This is a genomic window from Streptomyces sp. G45 (assembly GCF_049542095.1).
Classification (GTDB): Bacteria; Actinomycetota; Actinomycetes; order Streptomycetales; family Streptomycetaceae; genus Streptomyces.
In genome coordinates, this window is sequence record NZ_JBMUZU010000001.1 from 2,870,376 (window position 1) to 2,887,469 (window position 17,094).

Annotated in this window: 15 protein-coding genes and 1 pseudogene; 4 read left to right on the plus strand and 12 right to left on the minus strand. The window is 74.5% G+C overall.

All coding sequences use genetic code 11. The annotated features are described in order from the left end of the window. Positions 1 to 160: 160 nt before the first annotated feature. The 9 genes and pseudogenes from ACOBQU_RS11385 to ACOBQU_RS11425 form a co-directional block, all read right to left on the minus strand. Positions 161 to 1,270: a TolB family protein gene (locus ACOBQU_RS11385; protein WP_423626297.1), complete on the minus strand. Its 1,110-nt coding sequence runs from the start codon at positions 1,268 to 1,270 to the stop codon at positions 161 to 163. Beyond that, positions 1,267 to 2,370: a TolB family protein gene (locus tag ACOBQU_RS11390; RefSeq protein ID WP_423626299.1), complete on the minus strand. Its 1,104-nt coding sequence runs from the start codon at positions 2,368 to 2,370 to the stop codon at positions 1,267 to 1,269. The genes ACOBQU_RS11385 and ACOBQU_RS11390 overlap by 4 nt, the downstream gene beginning before the upstream one ends. Before the next feature lie 138 nt (positions 2,371 to 2,508). Then, complete coding sequence (locus tag ACOBQU_RS11395; RefSeq protein WP_423626300.1) at positions 2,509 to 3,750, minus strand: TolB family protein; 1,242 nt, start codon at positions 3,748 to 3,750, stop codon at positions 2,509 to 2,511. 221 nt (positions 3,751 to 3,971) lie between these two features. Then, complete coding sequence (locus ACOBQU_RS11400; protein ID WP_423626302.1) at positions 3,972 to 4,571, minus strand: TetR/AcrR family transcriptional regulator; 600 nt, start codon at positions 4,569 to 4,571, stop codon at positions 3,972 to 3,974. A 16-nt stretch (positions 4,572 to 4,587) separates the two neighbouring features. Beyond that, positions 4,588 to 5,613: an agmatine deiminase family protein gene (locus ACOBQU_RS11405; protein WP_423626304.1), complete on the minus strand. Its 1,026-nt coding sequence runs from the start codon at positions 5,611 to 5,613 to the stop codon at positions 4,588 to 4,590. Between the two features lie 11 nt (positions 5,614 to 5,624). Beyond that, positions 5,625 to 7,331: an urease subunit alpha gene (locus ACOBQU_RS11410; protein ID WP_423634406.1), complete on the minus strand. Its 1,707-nt coding sequence runs from the start codon at positions 7,329 to 7,331 to the stop codon at positions 5,625 to 5,627. Then, a pseudogene (ureA, locus tag ACOBQU_RS11415) lies at positions 7,304 to 7,983 on the minus strand (urease subunit gamma). Before ureA ends, ACOBQU_RS11410 begins: the two are co-directional and overlap by 28 nt. Before the next feature lie 311 nt (positions 7,984 to 8,294). After that, on the minus strand, positions 8,295 to 9,383 hold the full coding sequence (locus tag ACOBQU_RS11420) for a branched-chain amino acid aminotransferase (protein ID WP_423626306.1): 1,089 nt from the start codon (positions 9,381 to 9,383) through the stop codon (positions 8,295 to 8,297). Between the two features lie 245 nt (positions 9,384 to 9,628). Next, the gene (locus tag ACOBQU_RS11425; protein WP_423626307.1) at positions 9,629 to 10,669 is read right to left on the minus strand and encodes a 3-isopropylmalate dehydrogenase; all 1,041 of its coding nucleotides are present in this window, start codon (positions 10,667 to 10,669) and stop codon (positions 9,629 to 9,631) included. A 152-nt stretch (positions 10,670 to 10,821) separates the two neighbouring features. Here ACOBQU_RS11425 and ACOBQU_RS11430 point away from each other — a divergent pair, with 152 nt between their 5' ends. Beyond that, positions 10,822 to 12,417 (plus strand): purple acid phosphatase family protein, encoded by a 1,596-nt coding sequence (locus tag ACOBQU_RS11430; RefSeq protein WP_423626308.1) that lies wholly within the window; start codon positions 10,822 to 10,824, stop codon positions 12,415 to 12,417. On the opposite strand, the gene ACOBQU_RS11435 is transcribed toward ACOBQU_RS11430, so the two are convergent. Next, a complete protein-coding gene (locus ACOBQU_RS11435; protein WP_423626310.1) occupies positions 12,411 to 12,539 on the minus strand; it encodes a hypothetical protein in 129 nt (42 codons plus the stop codon). The genes ACOBQU_RS11430 and ACOBQU_RS11435 overlap by 7 nt on opposite strands. A 193-nt stretch (positions 12,540 to 12,732) precedes the next feature. Further along, on the minus strand, positions 12,733 to 13,656 hold the full coding sequence (locus ACOBQU_RS11440) for a LysR family transcriptional regulator (protein WP_423626311.1): 924 nt from the start codon (positions 13,654 to 13,656) through the stop codon (positions 12,733 to 12,735). A gap of 201 nt (positions 13,657 to 13,857) precedes the next feature. Here ACOBQU_RS11440 and ACOBQU_RS11445 point away from each other — a divergent pair, with 201 nt between their 5' ends. Then, entirely contained in the window at positions 13,858 to 14,874 is a 1,017-nt protein-coding gene (locus tag ACOBQU_RS11445) for an NADP-dependent oxidoreductase (protein ID WP_423626313.1), read from the plus strand. Positions 14,875 to 14,918: 44 nt separating this feature from the next. On the opposite strand, the gene ACOBQU_RS11450 is transcribed toward ACOBQU_RS11445, so the two are convergent. Beyond that, positions 14,919 to 15,479 (minus strand): GNAT family N-acetyltransferase, encoded by a 561-nt coding sequence (locus ACOBQU_RS11450; protein ID WP_423626315.1) that lies wholly within the window; start codon positions 15,477 to 15,479, stop codon positions 14,919 to 14,921. A 52-nt stretch (positions 15,480 to 15,531) separates the two neighbouring features. Between ACOBQU_RS11450 and ACOBQU_RS11455 the strand changes: the two genes are divergently transcribed. Next, a complete protein-coding gene (locus ACOBQU_RS11455) occupies positions 15,532 to 16,146 on the plus strand; it encodes a CDP-alcohol phosphatidyltransferase family protein (RefSeq protein WP_423626316.1) in 615 nt (204 codons plus the stop codon). Continuing rightward, positions 16,143 to 17,006 carry a phosphatidate cytidylyltransferase gene (locus tag ACOBQU_RS11460; protein ID WP_423626318.1) on the plus strand — a complete coding sequence of 288 codons (864 nt, stop codon included), beginning with the start codon at positions 16,143 to 16,145 and terminating at the stop codon, positions 17,004 to 17,006. Before ACOBQU_RS11455 ends, ACOBQU_RS11460 begins: the two co-directional genes overlap by 4 nt. The last annotated feature ends 88 nt before the right edge of the window (positions 17,007 to 17,094 follow it).

Here is a 17,094-nt window from a genome sequence, read left to right on the forward strand (position 1 = left end):
GAACACGAGCATGGAGGCACCATGCCACACCCGCGCGGCGCGCGGGTGTGGCGTCTCAGCATGCGGGCCCCTGGCTGGGCTCCCGGGGCTTGCCGCCCCGCGCCCCGCTTCGGATGGGGCTCCGCCCCTTTCCCCTTCTTTGGCGCTTCGCGCCTCGTCCTCAAACGCCGGACGGGCTCAGTTCGCGTACGAAGACGTCCACCGCGCCGTTCGTGTCGCCCGGCACCAGGTCCGCGGCGGCCGAGCTGAACGCCAGCGCCTTGCCGTGGGCGGTCACCGCGGTGGGGCCGACGCGGGCGTCCGGCGGTCCGGCCGGGGTGCGCTTCCCCGTGCGCAGGTCCACGAGGAGCGGGCCCGCGTCCCCGGCGACCACCACGTGCCGCCCGTCGGCGGAGGCCGAGAGGGCCTGCTCGGGGGCGACGCGCTCGGTGGCGCCGGTGCGCACGGTGTGGACGTACAGGCCGTCGTCGGCGTTGAACAGGACGCGGCGGCCGTCCTCGCTGATCCGCACCAGGGCCGCCGTGCCGCGACCGGTGTCCACCTGGGTGCGCGCGCCCGTGCCGCGGTCCTTGAGGAGGACGTCCGCCTGGTCGTCTGCCTGGTCGTCGTCGCGGCGGATCTGGTAGGCCACCAGGCCGCCGTCGCCGCTGACCGACGACGCGTGCTTCTGGCCCTCCTCCGGCGGGGAGATCAGCTCGTCGGTGCCGGTGGCGGTGTCGCGGACGTACAGCAGGTGCGCGGAGGCGTTGCCGTGCCGGTTGCCGAGGGTGTACGTGACGTGGGTGCCGTCCGGGCTGAGGGAGCCGGGGGCGCCCAGCTCATTGAAGCCGGGCGGGTCCGCGGGCCACAGGCGCTCGGCGGTGCCGGTGGCCGCGTCGTACAGGTAGGGCTGGGGGAACCTGCGGCCCACGGCGTAGGCGACGCGCCCGCCGTCGTGGCTGAGCAGCGGGGCGCCCGCCCAGTAGCCGTCCTGCTCGACGCCGGTGACCTCGCCGGTGCGCAGGTCTTTGAGGCGCAGGCAGGCGAAGAAGCCGCCGCAGCCGAAGGCGGGCGCCCGGGACACGAACGCGACGTGCCGCCCGTCGCCGCTGAGCGCGGCGTTCTCCGAGGGGCCGTCGGCCTGGCCGCCGTCGGCGGTGACGCTGACCCGCTCGGTGCCCGGCGCGCGCGGACCGGCCCCGGCGGCGGGCACGGCGGTGGCGCCGAGCGCGGCGACCAGGGCCGCGCTCAGCAGGGTCAGCGCACGGCGGCGACTGGCCGGGCCCCTCAACGGGCGCTCCACTGGAACACGTCGGGCACGCCGTTGGTGTCGCCGGGGACGACGTCGGCGGCGTCGCTGTCGAAGACGACGCGGCCCTTGTCGGCGAGCGCGCCGGGCACGCCCCGCGCGTGGCCGTGCACGACGGTCTCCTTGCCGCTCGGCAGATGGCGCAGCCGCAGCTCGGAGTAGGCCGTGGGCCCGGCGTCCTGGTAGAGCAGACGGCGGCCGTCCGGGCTGAGGGCGGCGGCCCGCTTGCCCGGGAAGCGGGTGGTCTCCCCGGTGCGTACGTCGCGTACGTAGGCGCCGTCGGCCGCGTTGACGGCGATGACGCGGCCGTCGTCGCTGAGCTGGACGAGCTGGCTGGAACCGCCGTCGTCGACGCGGGTGCGGGTGCCGCTCTGGCGGTCCGTGAGCCAGACGTCGCCGGTCTTGCTGTCGCGGTAGGCGACGTAGCGGCCGTCGGCGCTGATGGCGGGCTGCACCATGTCGCGGTCGGAGACCGGCGGGCCGTCGCTGACGACCTCGTAGGTGCCGGTCTCCTGGTCGTAGACCTCGACGCGGTCCGGGTCCTGGGGGTGTTCGCTGTTCTGCCGGAAGGCGATGTAGCGGCCGTCGGCGCTCATCACGGCCTGGCCGGACCCGGCCTTGGACGAGCCATGCCTGATGATCATGGTCTGGCCGGTCTCCAGGTTGACGAGCTTCACGTTGGTGGTGTGGCTGCCCCAGCCCAGGTAGGTGACGTACCGGCCGTCGTCGCTGACGGCCGGGTCCTGGAGGGACTCGCGGATGCGGGTGATCTCGCCGGTGGCGTTGTCGCGCAGGTGCACCGGGCCGGGCGGGCGGGGCGTGGGCTCCGGCGTGAGGTTGGTGGCCGCGCTGCTGAACAGCGTGAAGGCGCCGTTGCGGGAGAGTCTGCCGTGGGAGGAGCCGCCGTTGCCCTCGGTGCCGTCGGCGGCGACGGAGACGCGCTCCACGCGGGGCGCCCCCGCGGGCGCCACGGGCGGCTCGGCGTGGGCGGCACTCAGGCCGCCGGTGGTGAGCAGGGCGGTGAGCGCGGCCGCGAGCGCGGCTCTGCTGACGCCGGTCGGGTGCGTCGTGCTGCTGGTCATCGACTGCCTCCTGGCGTGGCTCATGGATGGCCCGTGCGGGCTGGCTCAGGGGTGGCTCAGGGATGGCTCTGGCGTGCCTCAGGGATGGTTCAGGGATGGCGCGGGGTGGCCCGTGGGGCTGGGTGGGCCGGGCAGTGCCTAGCGCGGCGTACGGACGAACACGTCCGGGACGCCGTTGGTGTCACCGGCGACGAAGTGCTCCTCGTCGGACCCGGCGAAGACGACGGTCCGCGCGCGGGCGTCCATGCGCGCGGCCACGGCGTTGGCGGGGCGCCCCTCCCGGTCCGGGGAGACCAGGGTGTGGGCGCCGGTGCGCAGGTCGCGGACGAACTCCGCGTCGTCGGTGGTCAGCACCGGCCAGGTGTCGAGCAGCAGCTTCGTCCCGTCGGCGGAGATCCCGTCGGCGGACAGCACGCCCTCGGGCCCCGGGTCGACGGCGTCGACGCGGGTGACGGTGCCGGTGCGCAGATCGCGGACGAACGGGTTGACGCTGTCGTTGGGGTCGGTGCCCGGCACCAGGTTGGACGCGCCGGAGGTGAAGGCGAGCGTGGTGCCGTCGGCGCTGAGCAGCGGGTCGGTGGCGGCGCCGTCCGCGGGGGCGCCGTCGGGGGTGGTGTCGGCCTGGGTCTCGCCGCCGGTGTCGCGGTCGTGGACGTACAGGTCGGACCAGTCGCCGCGCGGCGGGGTGCCGTGCGCGAACTGGTAGGCGACCGTGCGGCCGTCGGCGGAGAGGGTGGGGGCGCGGAAGCTGCGGAAGCCCTGGCCGGTGGGGACGGGGAAGCTGACGCGCTCGGTGCGCCCGGCGCGCAGGTCGCGCAGGTAGACGGCGGCGCCGCCGGTGTCGCCCGGCTCGGTGCTGGTGACGGCGAAGGCGACGGTGCGGCCGTCGGCGGACAGGGCGGGCGCGTGGCCGTTCTCGTGCTCCATGGACAGGTCGACGTCGGCGCGCTCGGTGCGGCCGGTGCGCAGGTCCCGGACGATGACGGCGGACGTGGCGCCGTCCTGGGCGGTGTAGGCGAGGTAGCGTCCACCGGCGCTGAGCGCGGGCGAGGACGGCTCGCCGTGGGGGTCGGTGACGTGCTGGGTCGTGCCGTGGCGCAGATTCCGTACGAACAGGTCGGGGCGGCCGTTGGTGTCGCCGGGGACGAGGTTGGTGGCGGCGGAGGTGAACGCGGCGACCCGGCCGTCGGCGCTGATGACCGGGGAGCCGGAGGGACCGTCGGCCTGCCCGCCGTCGGCGGCCACGGACAGGCGCGCCACGCGCGGCGCGGGCGGCTCGCCGGACGCGTCCGCGTGGGCGGTCGCGAGCGCGGCGACGGGGAGGGCGGCCCCGGCGAGGGCGGCCCCGGCGAGGACGGTGACGGCGAGCGCGAGGGCCACGGCGGTGGTCGTGCGCCGAGCCGCGGGGCCGCGTGCGGCACGTCCGCTGGCTGCGCCTCGGCACACCCGTCCGGCACAGGACATCGATCCCCCCAGAGCGCGTTGCCCCGGCCCGACACCGAGGGCCCCCGAGGGATACAAGCGCACCACCGGGTACGGGTCAATCGGACGTCTGGCGTACCACCCGCACGCCCGTCCCGTCGTCGCCCGCGCGGGCCCGGCTACTTCCCGCCACCGAGCGAATCGGCGACGAACTCCCTTGCGTGGCCGAGGACTTGACCCCGTTCCGTGCCGCGCAGGCCGATGGCCAGCTGGATGCTCAGGCCGTCGAGGAGCGCCCGCAGCCGGGTGGCGACGCGGTCCGGGTCGACGGCGCGGAACTCGCCCCGTGAGGCGCCCTCCGCGAGCAGCGCGACCAGGTCGCGGTGCCAGGCGCCCTCGATGGCGGCCTGCCGTTCGCGGGCGCCCGCGTCGGCGCCGAGCGAGCGGTTCCACACCTCCAGCCAGAGGGTCCAGTGCGGGTCGCGGTGGCCGCGGGGCACGTACAGGTCGACGTACGCCTCCAGGCGCTCGCAGGCCGTGGTGTCGCGGGCGAGCAGTCGGCGCCGCTCGGCCCCGAGGCGGCCCTCGCTCCACTCCAGGGTGCGCAGCAGCAGCTCGTCCTTGGAGCCGAAGTAGTACAGGAGGTGGCCGCTGCTCATGCCGACCTCGCGGCCGAGCGCGGCCATGGTGAGCTTCTCCAGGCCGCGCTCGGCGATCATCTCCATGGCGGCGGCGAGGACGTCCTCGCGCGGGGGCGCGTTCCTGCGCGCACCGGCCATCCGTACTCCCGTACTCCTAGATCCTGGGCTGCTGCTGGGTGACGCAGTGGATGCCGCCGCCGCCCGCGAAGATCGTACGGGCGTCGACGAGAGTCACGGTCCGGTCGGGGAACAGCCGCCGGAAGATGCCCGCGGCCAGCTCGTCGTGCGGGTCGTCGAAGGCGCACAGGACGACGCCGCCGTCGCACAGGTAGTGGTTGATATACGAGTGGTCGACCCAGCCGTCGTCGTCGGCGAGGGCGGTCGGCGCGGGCACCTCCACGACGTCGAGGGCCCGGCCGCGGGCGTCGGTCTGGGCCCGCAGCAGCCCGGCGACCTCCCGGCTGACCTCGAAGTCGGGGTGGGCGGGGTCCCGCTGGCTGTGGACGAGGACGACGCCGGGCGCGGCGAACGCGGCGACGATGTCGACGTGGCCGAGGGTACCGAAGCCGTGCCCGGGGTAGTCGGCGGTGAGGCCGCGCGGCAGCCAGATGGCCTTGCGCGTCCCCAGGTGGGCGTGGATCTCGGCCTCCACGCGCTCCCTGGTCCAGCCGGGGTTGCGCTCGGGGCCGAGCTGGACGGTCTCGGTGAGCAGGACGGTGCCCTCGCCGTCGACGTGGATGCCGCCGCCCTCGTTGACCAGGGGCGTGCTGTGCACGGGGGCGCCGACGAGGTCGGCGACGTGCCGGGCGACCTTCGCGTCGTGCTCCCAGCGGGCCCACTCCTGGGCGCCCCAGCCGTTGAACGTCCAGTCCACGGCGGCGAGACGGCCGGTCGCCGTGTCGCGTACGAAGGTGGGGCCGATGTCGCGCATCCAGGCGTCGTCCAGCTCCCGCTCCACCAGCTCCACGCCGGGGCCGAGGAGCGCGCGGGCGGACGCGGCCTGGCCGGGGCCGCAGACCATGGTGACGGGTTCGAAGCGGCGTACGGCGCGGGCGACGGACGCCCACGCCCGGCGGGCCGCGTCGAGGTCGTCGGGGGTGGCGAAGGTGGGGTTGGGGCCGGGCCAGGCCATCCAGGTGCGCTCGTGCGGGGCCCACTCCGGGGGCATGTACAGGGTCATCGGTGGCGTCCTCAGAGGAAGTACAGGCGGTTCAGGGGGACCGAGTCGGCGGGCTCGGAGCGCAGCGGGTCGCCGTCGAGGGTGACCAGGCCGGTGCGCTGGTGGACGTCGACGGCGCCGGTGCGGGAGTTCAGGCGCAGGTCGGCGGGGCCGATGCCGCGGGTGCCGCGCACGGCGACGCGGCGGCGCCGGGTGGGCATGAGGTCATGGCCCTGGTCGAGGGCGGCGCGGGCGACGAAGGCCACGGACAGCTCGGCCGCGGTCGCGCCGTGCGCCCCGAACTGGGGGCCGAGGACAAGGGGTTCGCAGGTGTCGGTGGCGGCGTTGGGGTCGCCGACGACGCCGTACGCGGGGAAGCCCGCCTTCAGTACGAGCTGCGGCTTGGCGCCGAAGAACTCGGGGCGCCACAGCACGATGTCGGCGAGCTTGCCGGGTTCGATGGAGCCGACCTCGTGGGCGAGGCCGTGCGCGATGGCGGGGTTGAGGGTGAGCTTGGCGATGTACCGCAGGACGCGCGCGTTGTCGTCGTCGGGCCCGTCGCCCTCCAGCGGGCCCAGCTCGGCCTTCATCTTCCCGGCCATGGCGAAGGTGCGGCGCACGGTCTCCCCGGCGCGGCCCATGCCCTGCGCGTCGGACGAGGTGATCCCGATGGCGCCGAGGTCGTGCAGGACGTCCTCGGCGCCCATGGTCCCGGCGCGGATGCGGTCCCGCGCCATGGCGGCGTCGCCCGGCAGCTCGGTCTTCAGGTCGTGTACGGAGACGATCATCCCGTAGTGCTCGGCGACCGCGTCGCGGCCGAAGGGCAGCGTGGGGTTGGTGGAGGAGCCGATGACGTTCGGCACGCCCGCCATCTTCAGCACGTTCGGCACGTGGCCGCCGCCGCAGCCCTCGATGTGGAAGGCGTGGATGGTCCGCCCCTCCAGGACCTTCAGGGTGTCCTCCACGGACAGGCACTCGTTCAGCCCGTCGCTGTGCAGGGCGACTTGGACGTCGTGCTCCTCGGCGACGCGCAGCGCGGTGTCCAGGGCGCGGGTGTGGGCGCCCATGTCCTCGTGCACCTTGAAGCCGCTCGCCCCGCCCTCGGCCAGCGCCTCGACCAGCGGGGCCGGGTGGGACGACGAACCACGGCCCAGGAAGCCGATGTTGACGGGCCAGGCGTCGAAGGCGTTGAACGCGTGCCGCAGCGCCCAGGGCGAGTTGACGCCCACCCCCCACACGGGCCCGAACTCCTGCCCGATGATCGTGGTCACCCCGGAGGCGAGCGAGGCCTCCATGATGCGCGGCGACAGCAGGTGGACGTGGGTGTCCACGGCCCCGGCCGTGGCGATCAGCCCCTCGCCGGAGACGATGGAGGTGCCGGTCCCGACGACGACGTCGACGCCGTCGAGGGTGTCCGGGTTCCCGGCCCGCCCGACGGCGGCGATCCGCCCCTCGCGGATGCCGATGGACACCTTCCGTATCCCCTGCACGGCGTCGATCACCAGCACGTTGCTGATCACGACGTCGCAGGTGTCCCGCACCGCGGCGGCCTTCAGGTGCAGCCCGTCGCGTGCGGTCTTGCCGAATCCGGCGAGGAATTCGTCGCCGTACTTCTGCGCGTCGGACTCCACGCGGACGGTCAGGCCGCTGTCGCCGAGGCGGACGCGGTCCCCGGCGCGGGGGCCGTGGGTGGCGGCGTACTGGTACGGGTTCACCGGTCGGCCCCCAGGTATCCGCAGGCGGCGGCCCGGCGCAGCGCCTCGTCCTTCGCGCCCGGCGCGTCGAGGGGCCCGTCGACGAGCCCGGCGAAGCCGATCGCGATCCGGTCGCCGCCGAGGGGTACGAGGCCGACGTCGACGCGCTCGCCGGGGCCGAACCGCACGGATGACCCGGCCGGGACGGCGAGCCGCGTGCCGTACGCGGCGGACCGGTCGAAGTCGAGCCGGGGGTTGGCCTCGAAGAAGTGGAAGTGCGAGGTCACGGAGACCGGGACGGTGGCGGTGTTGTGCACGGTGAGCCGTGCGACCGGCTCGGGGTCCGCGTGCGCGGGGCCCGGCAGCAGGGCGCCCGGGGCGGCGGCGTCCTCTCCCCGCCGATCGGCCGGGGCACCACGGCGAGCCGTGACCCGTCGTCGAAGACGGCCTCCACGTGCACCTCGGTGACGATGTCCGCGACGCCGGGCAGCACGTCGTCCGGGCCCAGGAGGGCCCGCGCCCGCGCGATGGCCTCGGCGAGGCGGGCGCCGTCGCGGGCCGCCTCGCACACCTCGTCGGCGATCAGGGCGGTGGCCTCCGGCACGTTCAGCCGCAGTCCCCTGGCCCTGCGGGCCCGGGCCAGCTCGGCGGCGCCGAAGAGAAGGAGGCGGTCGCGTTCGGTGGGAGTCAGTCTCACGTTTTCCTCGCGGGGGCGCGTGTTTGAACGGCACTCTAACCTTTCCGGCAGGTTCAGGTAACCCCCTGGCCGCACCCCTTAGAGCACCGCTCAAACCCAATCGGCGCTCCGCACCTCGCCCTCAAACGCCGGGCGGGCTTGATTCCCCTAGGCCCCGCCCCCACGAAAAACCTCGCCCGCCCACCCCGATCGGGGTGGGCGGGCGAGGAAAGCCCGTCCGGCGCTTGAGGACGAGCGCGCAGCGCGACAATCAAGCCCGTCCGGCGTTTGAGGACGAGGCGCGGAGCGCCGATGAACGCGGTGCTGGGCGCCTACGCCAGCGTGTGCATCCAGCCGTGGCGGTCCTCGCCAACCCCCCGCTGAAGGTCCAGCAGCGCCTCTCGGAGCCGCAGGGTGACCTCCCCCGGCTCCCCGCCGCTCTGCGTCCACTCGCCGCGCCGCGACTTGACCGTGCCGACGGGAGTGATCACCGCCGCGGTCCCGCAGGCGAAGACCTCCGTCAGCGCCCCGGACTCGCTGTCCGCCTGCCACTGGTCGATGGAGACGCGCGCCTCCTCGGACTCGTACCCGAGGTCGCGGGCGACGGTGAGGAGGGAGTCGCGGGTGATGCCCTCCAGGATGGACCCGGACAGGGAGGGCGTGACGATCTTGTCGCCGTACACGAAGTACAGGTTCATGCCGCCCAGTTCCTCGACCCACTTGTGCTCGACGGCGTCGAGGTAGGCGACCTGGTCGCAGCCCTTCTCGGCGGCCTCGGCCTGCGCGAGCAGCGACGCGGCGTAGTTGCCGCCGGTCTTGGCGTCGCCCATGCCGCCGGGCACGGCCCGCACGCGGTCCTCGGAGAGCCAGATGGAGACGGGCTTGACGCCGCCGGGGAAGTAGGCACCGGCCGGGGAGGCGATGACCACGAACAGGTACTCGTTGGAGGGCTTCACGCCGAGCCCGGCCTCGGTCCCGATCATGAACGGGCGCAGGTAGAGCGACTCCTCGCCGCCGTGCGCGGGCACCCAGTCGATGTCCTGGCGCACCAGCGCGTCACAGGCCTCGATGAACGTGTCGACGGGCAGCTCCGGCATGGCGAGGCGGCGCGCGGAGTACTGGAAGCGGCGCGCGTTGGCCTCGGGGCGGAACAGGGCGACCGAGCCGTCGGGCTGGCGGTAGGCCTTCATGCCCTCGAAGATCTCCTGCGCGTAGTGCAGGACGTTCGTCGCCGGGTCGAGCGAGAGGGGGCCGTAGGGCACGAGCTGGCCGTCGTGCCAGCCGCGGCCCTCGGTCCAGCGGATGGTCACCATGTGGTCGGTGAAGTGGCGGCCGAACCCGGGGTTGGCGAGGACCGCCTCGCGCTCCGCGGCGGAGGCCGGGGTCGAGGAGGGCTTGAGCTCGATCGTGGGCGTCGTCATGGTTGCGTGTCCTTCACCGGTTCGTGTGTGACGGACCGCGCTCAGGCCGGACGCGTCTGGCGACGTCCGGGCGTGCGCCGTGTCGCGGCCCCACGTCCGATTATCGCTCGTGGGTCCGGGTGGTCGAAACGGCGGTGTCCGCGGCCCCTGGGATCCGATGGTGACACCCGGTAGCGGGCGGCGAGAAGCCGCCGGGTGTCCGATGCAACCCGGCGGCTCCCGCGGGTGGGCGGGGTGCTGTCGGTTCAGCCCGCCACGCGTACGGCGAGCGCGTCGCCGATCTCGTCGGTGGTACGAGGCGCGGTGCCGCGGGCGCCGAGGTCGGCGGCGACGGCCTGCTCGACCCGGCTCGCCTCGGCGTCGTACCCGAGGTGGCGCAGGAGCAGGGCCACGGACAGGACCGTCGCGGTGGGGTCGGCCTTGCCCTGGCCCGCGATGTCGGGCGCCGAGCCGTGCACGGGCTCGAACATCGAGGGGAACTCGCGGCTGGGGTTGATGTTGCCGGAGGCCGCGACGCCGATGCCGCCGGAGACGGCCGCGGCGAGGTCGGTGAGGATGTCGCCGAAGAGGTTGTCGGTGACGATCACGTCGAACCGGCCGGGGTCCGTGACCAGGTAGATCGTCGCGGCGTCGACGTGGATGTAGTCGGTGGTGACCTCGGGGAACTCCTTGGCCACCGCGTTGAAGACGTTGGTCCACAGGTGTCCCGCGTAGGCGAGGACGTTGTTCTTGTGGACGAGGGTGAGCTTCTTGCGGGGGCGGGCCTGGGCGCGGGCGAAGGCGTCGCGGACCACGCGCTCCACGCCGTACGCGGTGTTCACCGACACCTCGGTGGCGACCTCGTGCGGGGTGCCCGTGCGGATCGTGCCGCCGTTGCCCGTGTAGGGGCCCTCGGTGCCTTCGCGTACGACGACGAAGTCGATCTCCGGCTGCCCGGCGAGCGGCGTCGCGACGCCCGGAAGCAGCTTGGAGGGGCGGAGGTTGACGTGGTGGTCGAAGGCGAAGCGGAGCTTCAGCAGGAAGCCGCGCTCCAGGACCCCGGAGGGCACCGAGGGGTCGCCGATGGCGCCGAGCAGGATCGCGTCGTGCTTCCTCAGGTCGGCGAGGTCGGCGTCGGTGAGGGTCTCCCCCGTGGCGTGGTACCGCCGGGCGCCGAAGTCGTACTCCTTGGTCTCCAGCTTCACATCCTGCGGGAGGACGGCGTTGAGGACCTTGAGCCCCTGGGCCACGACTTCCTGGCCGATCCCATCTCCGGGGATCACTGCGAGATTGATGCTGCGAGACATGTCGGCACCGTACTCCCAGTCCCAGGGGATGACACGTGGTGTCCGCGATGCGGACAGCCCTTCGGGTGGCCCACGGACGGTTCCCGAGCGGTCAGCCGCTGTTCACCCCGGCGCCCGGCGGGAGTTGGGCGGAACGGGGAACTTCACCCTCCATGGAGACCCCCGACGTCGGCATACCCGAGCGGCTCGCCCGGCGCATGAGCATGCCCGAGCAGCACGCCTACCTGCGTGAACGGCTCTCCCGGCGCCGCGTGCTCGCCGGTTCGTTCGCGGCGGCGGGCGTCGCGGGCGGTGCGGGGCTGCTCGCCGGAAGCTCCGGCAGCGCGTACGCCGGGCGCGCGGGTGGCGCGCGCCCCCTCGCGGCGCCGGGCGCGCGGCCGGTGCGCGTCGACGGTCGGCACGTGGCCCCTTTCGGCCGCCACCTCGCCTTCGGCGCCGATCCGCGCACCCAGATGCGGATCTCCTGGCAGGTGCCGCTCGCGGTGCGGTCCCCGTATGTGCGCGTCGGCCTGACCCCCTGGGACCTGGGCCGGAAGATCCCGGCGGAGGTGCGGGACCTGCACACGCCGTCGCTGTCGAAGAAGCTGCCCGCCGTCGAGCAGTACTACCTGCACGCCGCCCTCGACCGCCTGGAGCCCGGCACGACGTACTACTACGGCGTCGGCCACGACGGCTTCGACCCGGCGTCACCGGAGCGCGCGGCCACGGTCGGCTCGTTCCGCACGGCACCGGCGCGCCCGGAGCGGTTCGTGTTCACGGCCTTCGGCGACCAGGGCGTCAGCTATGACGCGCTCGCCAACGACCAGCTGATCCTGGGCCTGGACCCGGCGTTCCATCTGCACGCGGGCGACATCTGCTACGCGGACACCACCGGGCACGGCAAGGAGTCGGACCGGTACGACGCGCGCGTGTGGGACCAGTTCCTCGCGCAGACGGAGACCGTCGCCCGGTCGGTGCCGTGGATGGTGACGACGGGCAACCACGACATGGAGGCCTGGTACTCGCCGAACGGCTACGGCGGCCAGTACGCCCGCTGGTCGCTGCCGGACAACGGCTTCGACCCGCGGAACGCGCCGGGCGTGTACTCGTTCCGGTACGGCAACGTCGGAGTCGTCGCGCTCGACGCCAACGACGTGTCGTACGAGATCCCCGCCAACAAGGGCTACACGGACGGTCGGCAGACCGCCTGGCTGGACCGGCGCCTGCGCGAGCTGCGCGCGGACGACGACGTCGACTTCGTCGTGGTCTTCTTCCACCACTGCGCGTACTCGACGGCCACGCACGGCTCCGACGGCGGGGTGCGCGACGCGTGGCTGCCGCTGTTCGCCAGGCACCAGGTGGACCTGGTGATCAACGGCCACAACCACGTGTACGAACGGACCGACGCCATCAAGGGCGGCGAGGTCGGCAGGCCCGTGCCCGTCGGCGCGTCGACGGACCCGACGCGCGACGGCATCGTGTACGTCACCGCGGGCGGCGCGGGCAAGGACCTGTACAGCTTCCCCGCCGGGGTGAAGGACAGCTACGAGGGCCACGTCCGCGACCGGGACGCGATCGTCACGTTCCACTGGACCAGGGCCCGGGTGCCGGACCCCGACACGGTGGAGTGGTCGCGGGTGCGCTACACCGGCTTCTCGTTCCTCGCGGTGGAGGCGGCGGCCGGGCCGCGGCCGAGGCTCACGGTCTCGGCGCTCGCCGAGAGCGGCGAGCGCGTGGACCGCTTCGAGATCGTCCGGGGCGGTCAGTGACCGGTCTCGCCGCCGTTGTCCCGGCGGTCGAGGGCGCGCTGGAGGGCGGCGGCGGCGTTCTTGCGCTCGGCGTCGGTGGTGCGGGAGGCGTGGCGGACTCGGCGGGCGGTCGTCTCGGCCATGAGGGATCGACTCCTTAGATTTCGGGCATCCGGGAGCGCGGAGCTGCGGAAGGTGCGAGACGCCGGAAGGGGCGGGGAGCGGGGCCGCAGGGTTCGCCTGCGCGGGGCCGGGCTCTCATCCGCCGCTCGCTTGATCAAGCGACGCGTTCGGCTCCTACAAAGCTAAGCCAGGTTCCGCTTCCTGTCTCTACAATTACTCGGACTTCCTACTATTTGAGACGGCCCCCGTCGGAGCGGCCGCCCGCAGCTCCCTGATCAGCGCCCGCACGGCCAGCGTCCCGGCTCCCTCGGGCGTGGTGACGTACCCGACCGCACGCGTCGGACGGCCGGGCCCGAGGTCCCTGACCTCGACCGACGGCGGCGCCCCGGTCAGGGACAGGGCGGGCATGATCGCCATGGCGTGGCCGCCGCTCACCATCGCCAGGACCGCGCCGTCGTCCTCGGTCTGCACGGTGGCCCGCGGGATCCAGTCCTGGTCCGCCCACCACGAGCGGGTGTACGAGGTGCAGTTCTCGGCCCAGTCGACGAGCGGCAGCGAGCGCGGGTCGGGGTGGCCCGCCGGGTGCACGAAGGAGTACGGCTCCTCCACGAGCGTGCCGCCCACGAGGCCCGGCGGGATCGGCGAGGTGGTGCCGAGCGTGGCGATGCCGATGTCGGCCCGCCCGTCGGCGACCTCGCCCGCGGTGCCGCGGCCCAGCTCGCGCACGACGCGGACCTCCGGCTCGATGCCGGGGTGGCGGGCGCGCAGGGCCGCGAGCGCGGGCGGCAGCAGGTGCAGGGCCGCGCTGCGGAACGCCGCGATGCGCAGCGGCCCGGCGAGGGCGGCCCCGCCGTCGCCGCCCTCGGCGGCGCCGCGCGCCTCGGTGACGAGGGTGTCGAGCAGCCGCAGGACGCGCCGGGCGTGGGCGACGGCGCGCTCGCCCGCCGCGGTGGGGCGCGCGCCGGTGCGCCCGCGCTCGAAGAGCACGGCGCCGACCTTCTTCTCGGTGCCGCGCACCGAGTGCGAGACGGCCGACTGCGTCAGGTGCAGCGACCCGGCGGCGCCGGAGAAGCTGCCGGTGTCGGCTATGGCGACGATGGTCCGCAGTTCGTGCGGGGCGAGGTCGTGTTCGGCCACCGGTTCTGACTCCCCGTCCCGCGACCGCTCCCCATGGAGCGCTCGCCGTTGTCCGCTGTTGCTCGGTGTTGCTCGCTGCCACTCGTTCTGACGCGTTCGCACCCGTTCCACCTGCTCCTATGAGCGGCGTTCATGGTCCGGCGCGTTCCATGAGCCGAACCATCTGCCGTGCGCGGGCATTCCCGCCGTACGGTCGCGGCCATGACCACGCACACCGACCTGTCGCTCACCGTCCAGCAGACCGCACGCCCGCACGGCTTCCCGACGCCGTCGCACTTCGCCTTCGTCGAGGCGCCGGTCCCCGAGCCCGCCGCGGGCACCGCCCTGGTCGAGAACCTCTACTGGTCCGTGGACCCGTACCACCGCGAGATGATGGACGGCGACTTCGCGCTGAACGCGCCCCTGGAGGGCCGCACGCTCGGCCGGGTCACCGCCTCGCGCACCCCGGACCTGCCGGAGGGCGAGATCGTCTTCCACCGCAAGGGCTGGCGCACGCACGCGCTGGTGACGCCCGACGAGGTCCGCCGCGTGCCGCGCTTCGACGGAGTGCCGCTGTCGGCGCACCTGAGCGTCCTCGGCGGCACGGGCCTGACGGCGTACGTCGGCCTGACGCGGATCGCGCGGCTGCGCGAGGGCGAGGACCTGTTCGTGTCCGCGGCGGCGGGCGGCGTCGGCACGGCCACCGGGCGGCTGGCCCGCCTCATGGGCGCGGGCCGGATCATCGGCAGCGTGGGCTCGGCCGCGAAGGTCGCCTACCTCACCGAGCGCGTCGGCTACGACGCGGCCTTCGACTACCACGACGGACCGGCCGCAGAGCTGCTCGCCCGGCACGCGCCCGACGGCGTGGACCTGTACGTCGACAACGTCGGCGGCGAGCAGCTGGAGGCGGCGATCGAGGGCCTGCGCGACCGCGGCCGCATCGTCCGCGTCGGCACCGTCGCCCAGTACAACAGCACCCAGGCGCTCGCCGCGCCCCGCAACCTCTCCGAGATCGTGGAGAAGAGCCTGCGCATGGAGGGCTTCCTCGTGCGCGACTACTACGACGTGCGGCAGGAGCTGTACGAGTTCGCGGTGCCGCACCTGCAGAGCGGCCGCATCGGGCTCGACGAGACGGTGGTGGACGGCTTCGACCGGATCGTGGACGCGTTCCTCGGCATGCTGCGCGGCGAGAACGTGGGCAAGATGATCGTGCGGGCGCACGGCGCCGAGCAGGGCTGACATCTGACGGCCGGGGCGGGCGGGGCACGCGGGGCACGCGGGGCCTAGTACACGTCCCCGTCGCGCCAGTCGATGAGCAGCGGGTGCGCCGGGTCCGGGGCGGCGCCCCACAGCATCGGCGGGTCCTCGTCGGGCATCAGCTCGGGGCCCTCGGGGCCGAGCGTGCCGACGGCGCCGGTCCACGGCTGCCAGCCGTGCGCCAGGTACAGCTTCTCGCCCTCGTCGGACGGCGAGAGGACCCCCAGGTGGTGGGCCCGCTCGACGACGCCCTCTAGGGCGGTCATCACCTGCCCACCGAGGCCCTGCCGCTGCCGGTCGGGCCGCACGCCGACGTTCTCCACGTATCCGACGCGCAGGGAGCGGCCGTTGTGCAGCAGGCGGCGCTGGACGACCGAGCCGTGCGCGAGCAGCAGCCCGTCGCCGTCGTGGACGAGGGCGTGCACGCCGCCGAGGCCGTGGTCCCAGTCCTCGTCGGTGAAGTCGCCGTCGAAGGCGAGGTCCATCAGGGCGCGGGCGGCGGCCAGTTCGGCCGGGTCGAGGTCGGCGGTGTGCGCCGTGCGGAGGGTGGTCTGCGGGGTCACCGGGTCACGGTACTCAGGCGCCATCTGAGTACGCATCCCGATTTGACGTCGCCCGGACGGCGGCAGAGTCGACGGCATGAACGGTTCCCCTGGCTCCTCGGGCGGCCCCGCGGGCCTTGGCCTGTACGCCCTCAAGCCCTGGTACGCGCGCAGGCTGTCCGGCGTCCGCGGCGCCCTCGCACGGCGCGCGGTGTCGCCCGACGCGCTGACGGCGGCGGGCGTGGTGTGCGCGGCGGGCGCCGCCGCGGCCCTGGCCTGGCTGCCCGCGCCCCTGGCGGCGCTCCCGGTGGCCCTGCTGCTCCTGGCCCGCCTGGCGTGCGCGAACCTCGACGGCGCCCTTGCCCGTGACACCGGCCGCAGCACGCGCCGCGGCGCCCTGGTCAACGAACTGGGCGACCGGGTGGCGGACTTGGCGGTCCTCGCCGGTTTCCTGCCGCTGGCCCCGCTGTGGCTGGTGGCCGCGGCCGCCCTCGCGGCGACCCTGCCGTCCTGGGTGTCCCTGGCGGGCGCGGCGGCCGGTGCGCCCCGCCTCAACGGCGGCCCCGTGGGCAAGACGGAGCGCTGCGCGCTGGTGATCGTGGCGGCGGCGTCCGGCTGGGCGGTGCCGGTCCTGGCGGTGATCGCGGTGGGCTCGGCGCTGACGGCGGCGGTGCGCTGCGCGCGCCTGTGGGGGGAGTTGGGGAGCCGATGAGCGCGGCGGTCCTGGCGGGAGAGGTCGTGGGGCGCGCGGTGCCGGTGGTGGCCGGGGTGCTCGGCGCGGGCGGCGTGGCCGTGGCGGCGCTGCCGTCGCGGGTGCGGGCGCGGGCCGAGCTGCGCAGGCGGTGGCGGACCTGGGCGCTGGCGGCACCGCTGTTCCTGGGGGCGCTGTGGGCGGGCCGGGCGGGGGCGTTCGCGCTTGCGGCCGGGCTCGGCGTGGTCGCGGTGGCGGAGTACGCCCGCATGGTGCGGCTGCCGCGCGCGGACCGGGCGGTGCTGTCGTCGGCGGCCGTCCTGATCCCGGCGGCGGCGTGGCTGGCGCCGGTCGCGCTCGACCTGCGCGCGGCCGCGGCCCTCCTGGTCGTCTCGGCGCTGCCCGCGCTGCTGACCGGCGACACCGCGCGCGGCTTCACCCGCGCGAGCCGCGTCCTGTTCGCCCTGCTGTGGATCCCGGTCTCCCTCACCGGCCTGGTCGTCCTCGACGGCACGGCGCTGGCCGTGGGCGTGGCGGTGGCGTTCGGCGACGTGGGCGCCTGGTGCGGCGGCACGGTCCTGGGCCGCCGGGGGCCCCTGTCCCGGCCGCTGTCGGCCCTGTCCCCCAACAAGACCTGGGCGGGCGTCCTCGGCGCGGCGGCGGCGACCGCCGCGGCCCTGGCGGCCGTCGGCGCGTTCACCGCGCCCCTGTGGGCGGCCGTCCTCACCGGCTGCGTCCTGGGCGACCTCCTGGAGTCCATGGTCAAGCGGGAGGCGGGCGTCAAGGACGCGGGCAGCTGGCTCCCCGGCTTCGGCGGCCTCCTCGACCGGATCGACTCCTTGCTGCTGGCGCTGCTCCTGACGATGGCGGTGGCCTCATGATCACGAAGTCCAGCCGGAGAACTCGGCCCGTCCGGCGTGTGAGGACCAGGCCGAAGGCCCATGACTGGGGGCCCGGGGACGAAGCCTC

Coding starts and splice junctions, on each gene's coding strand:
- ACOBQU_RS11390 (WP_423626299.1), bottom strand. CDS start 2,370: ATGACCAGCAGCACGACGCACCCGACCGGCGTCAGCAGAGCCGCGCTC.
- ACOBQU_RS11445 (WP_423626313.1), top strand. CDS start 13,858: ATGACCACGCACACCGACCTGTCGCTCACCGTCCAGCAGACCGCACGC.
- ACOBQU_RS11425 (WP_423626307.1), bottom strand. CDS start 10,669: ATGTCTCGCAGCATCAATCTCGCAGTGATCCCCGGAGATGGGATCGGC.
- ACOBQU_RS11450 (WP_423626315.1), bottom strand. CDS start 15,479: ATGGCGCCTGAGTACCGTGACCCGGTGACCCCGCAGACCACCCTCCGC.
- ACOBQU_RS11435 (WP_423626310.1), bottom strand. CDS start 12,539: ATGGCCGAGACGACCGCCCGCCGAGTCCGCCACGCCTCCCGCACCACC.
- ACOBQU_RS11420 (WP_423626306.1), bottom strand. CDS start 9,383: ATGACGACGCCCACGATCGAGCTCAAGCCCTCCTCGACCCCGGCCTCC.
- ACOBQU_RS11455 (WP_423626316.1), top strand. CDS start 15,532: ATGAACGGTTCCCCTGGCTCCTCGGGCGGCCCCGCGGGCCTTGGCCTG.
- ACOBQU_RS11405 (WP_423626304.1), bottom strand. CDS start 5,613: ATGACCCTGTACATGCCCCCGGAGTGGGCCCCGCACGAGCGCACCTGG.
- ACOBQU_RS11400 (WP_423626302.1), bottom strand. CDS start 4,571: ATGGCCGGTGCGCGCAGGAACGCGCCCCCGCGCGAGGACGTCCTCGCC.
- ACOBQU_RS11460 (WP_423626318.1), top strand. CDS start 16,143: ATGAGCGCGGCGGTCCTGGCGGGAGAGGTCGTGGGGCGCGCGGTGCCG.
- ACOBQU_RS11430 (WP_423626308.1), top strand. CDS start 10,822: ATGGAGACCCCCGACGTCGGCATACCCGAGCGGCTCGCCCGGCGCATG.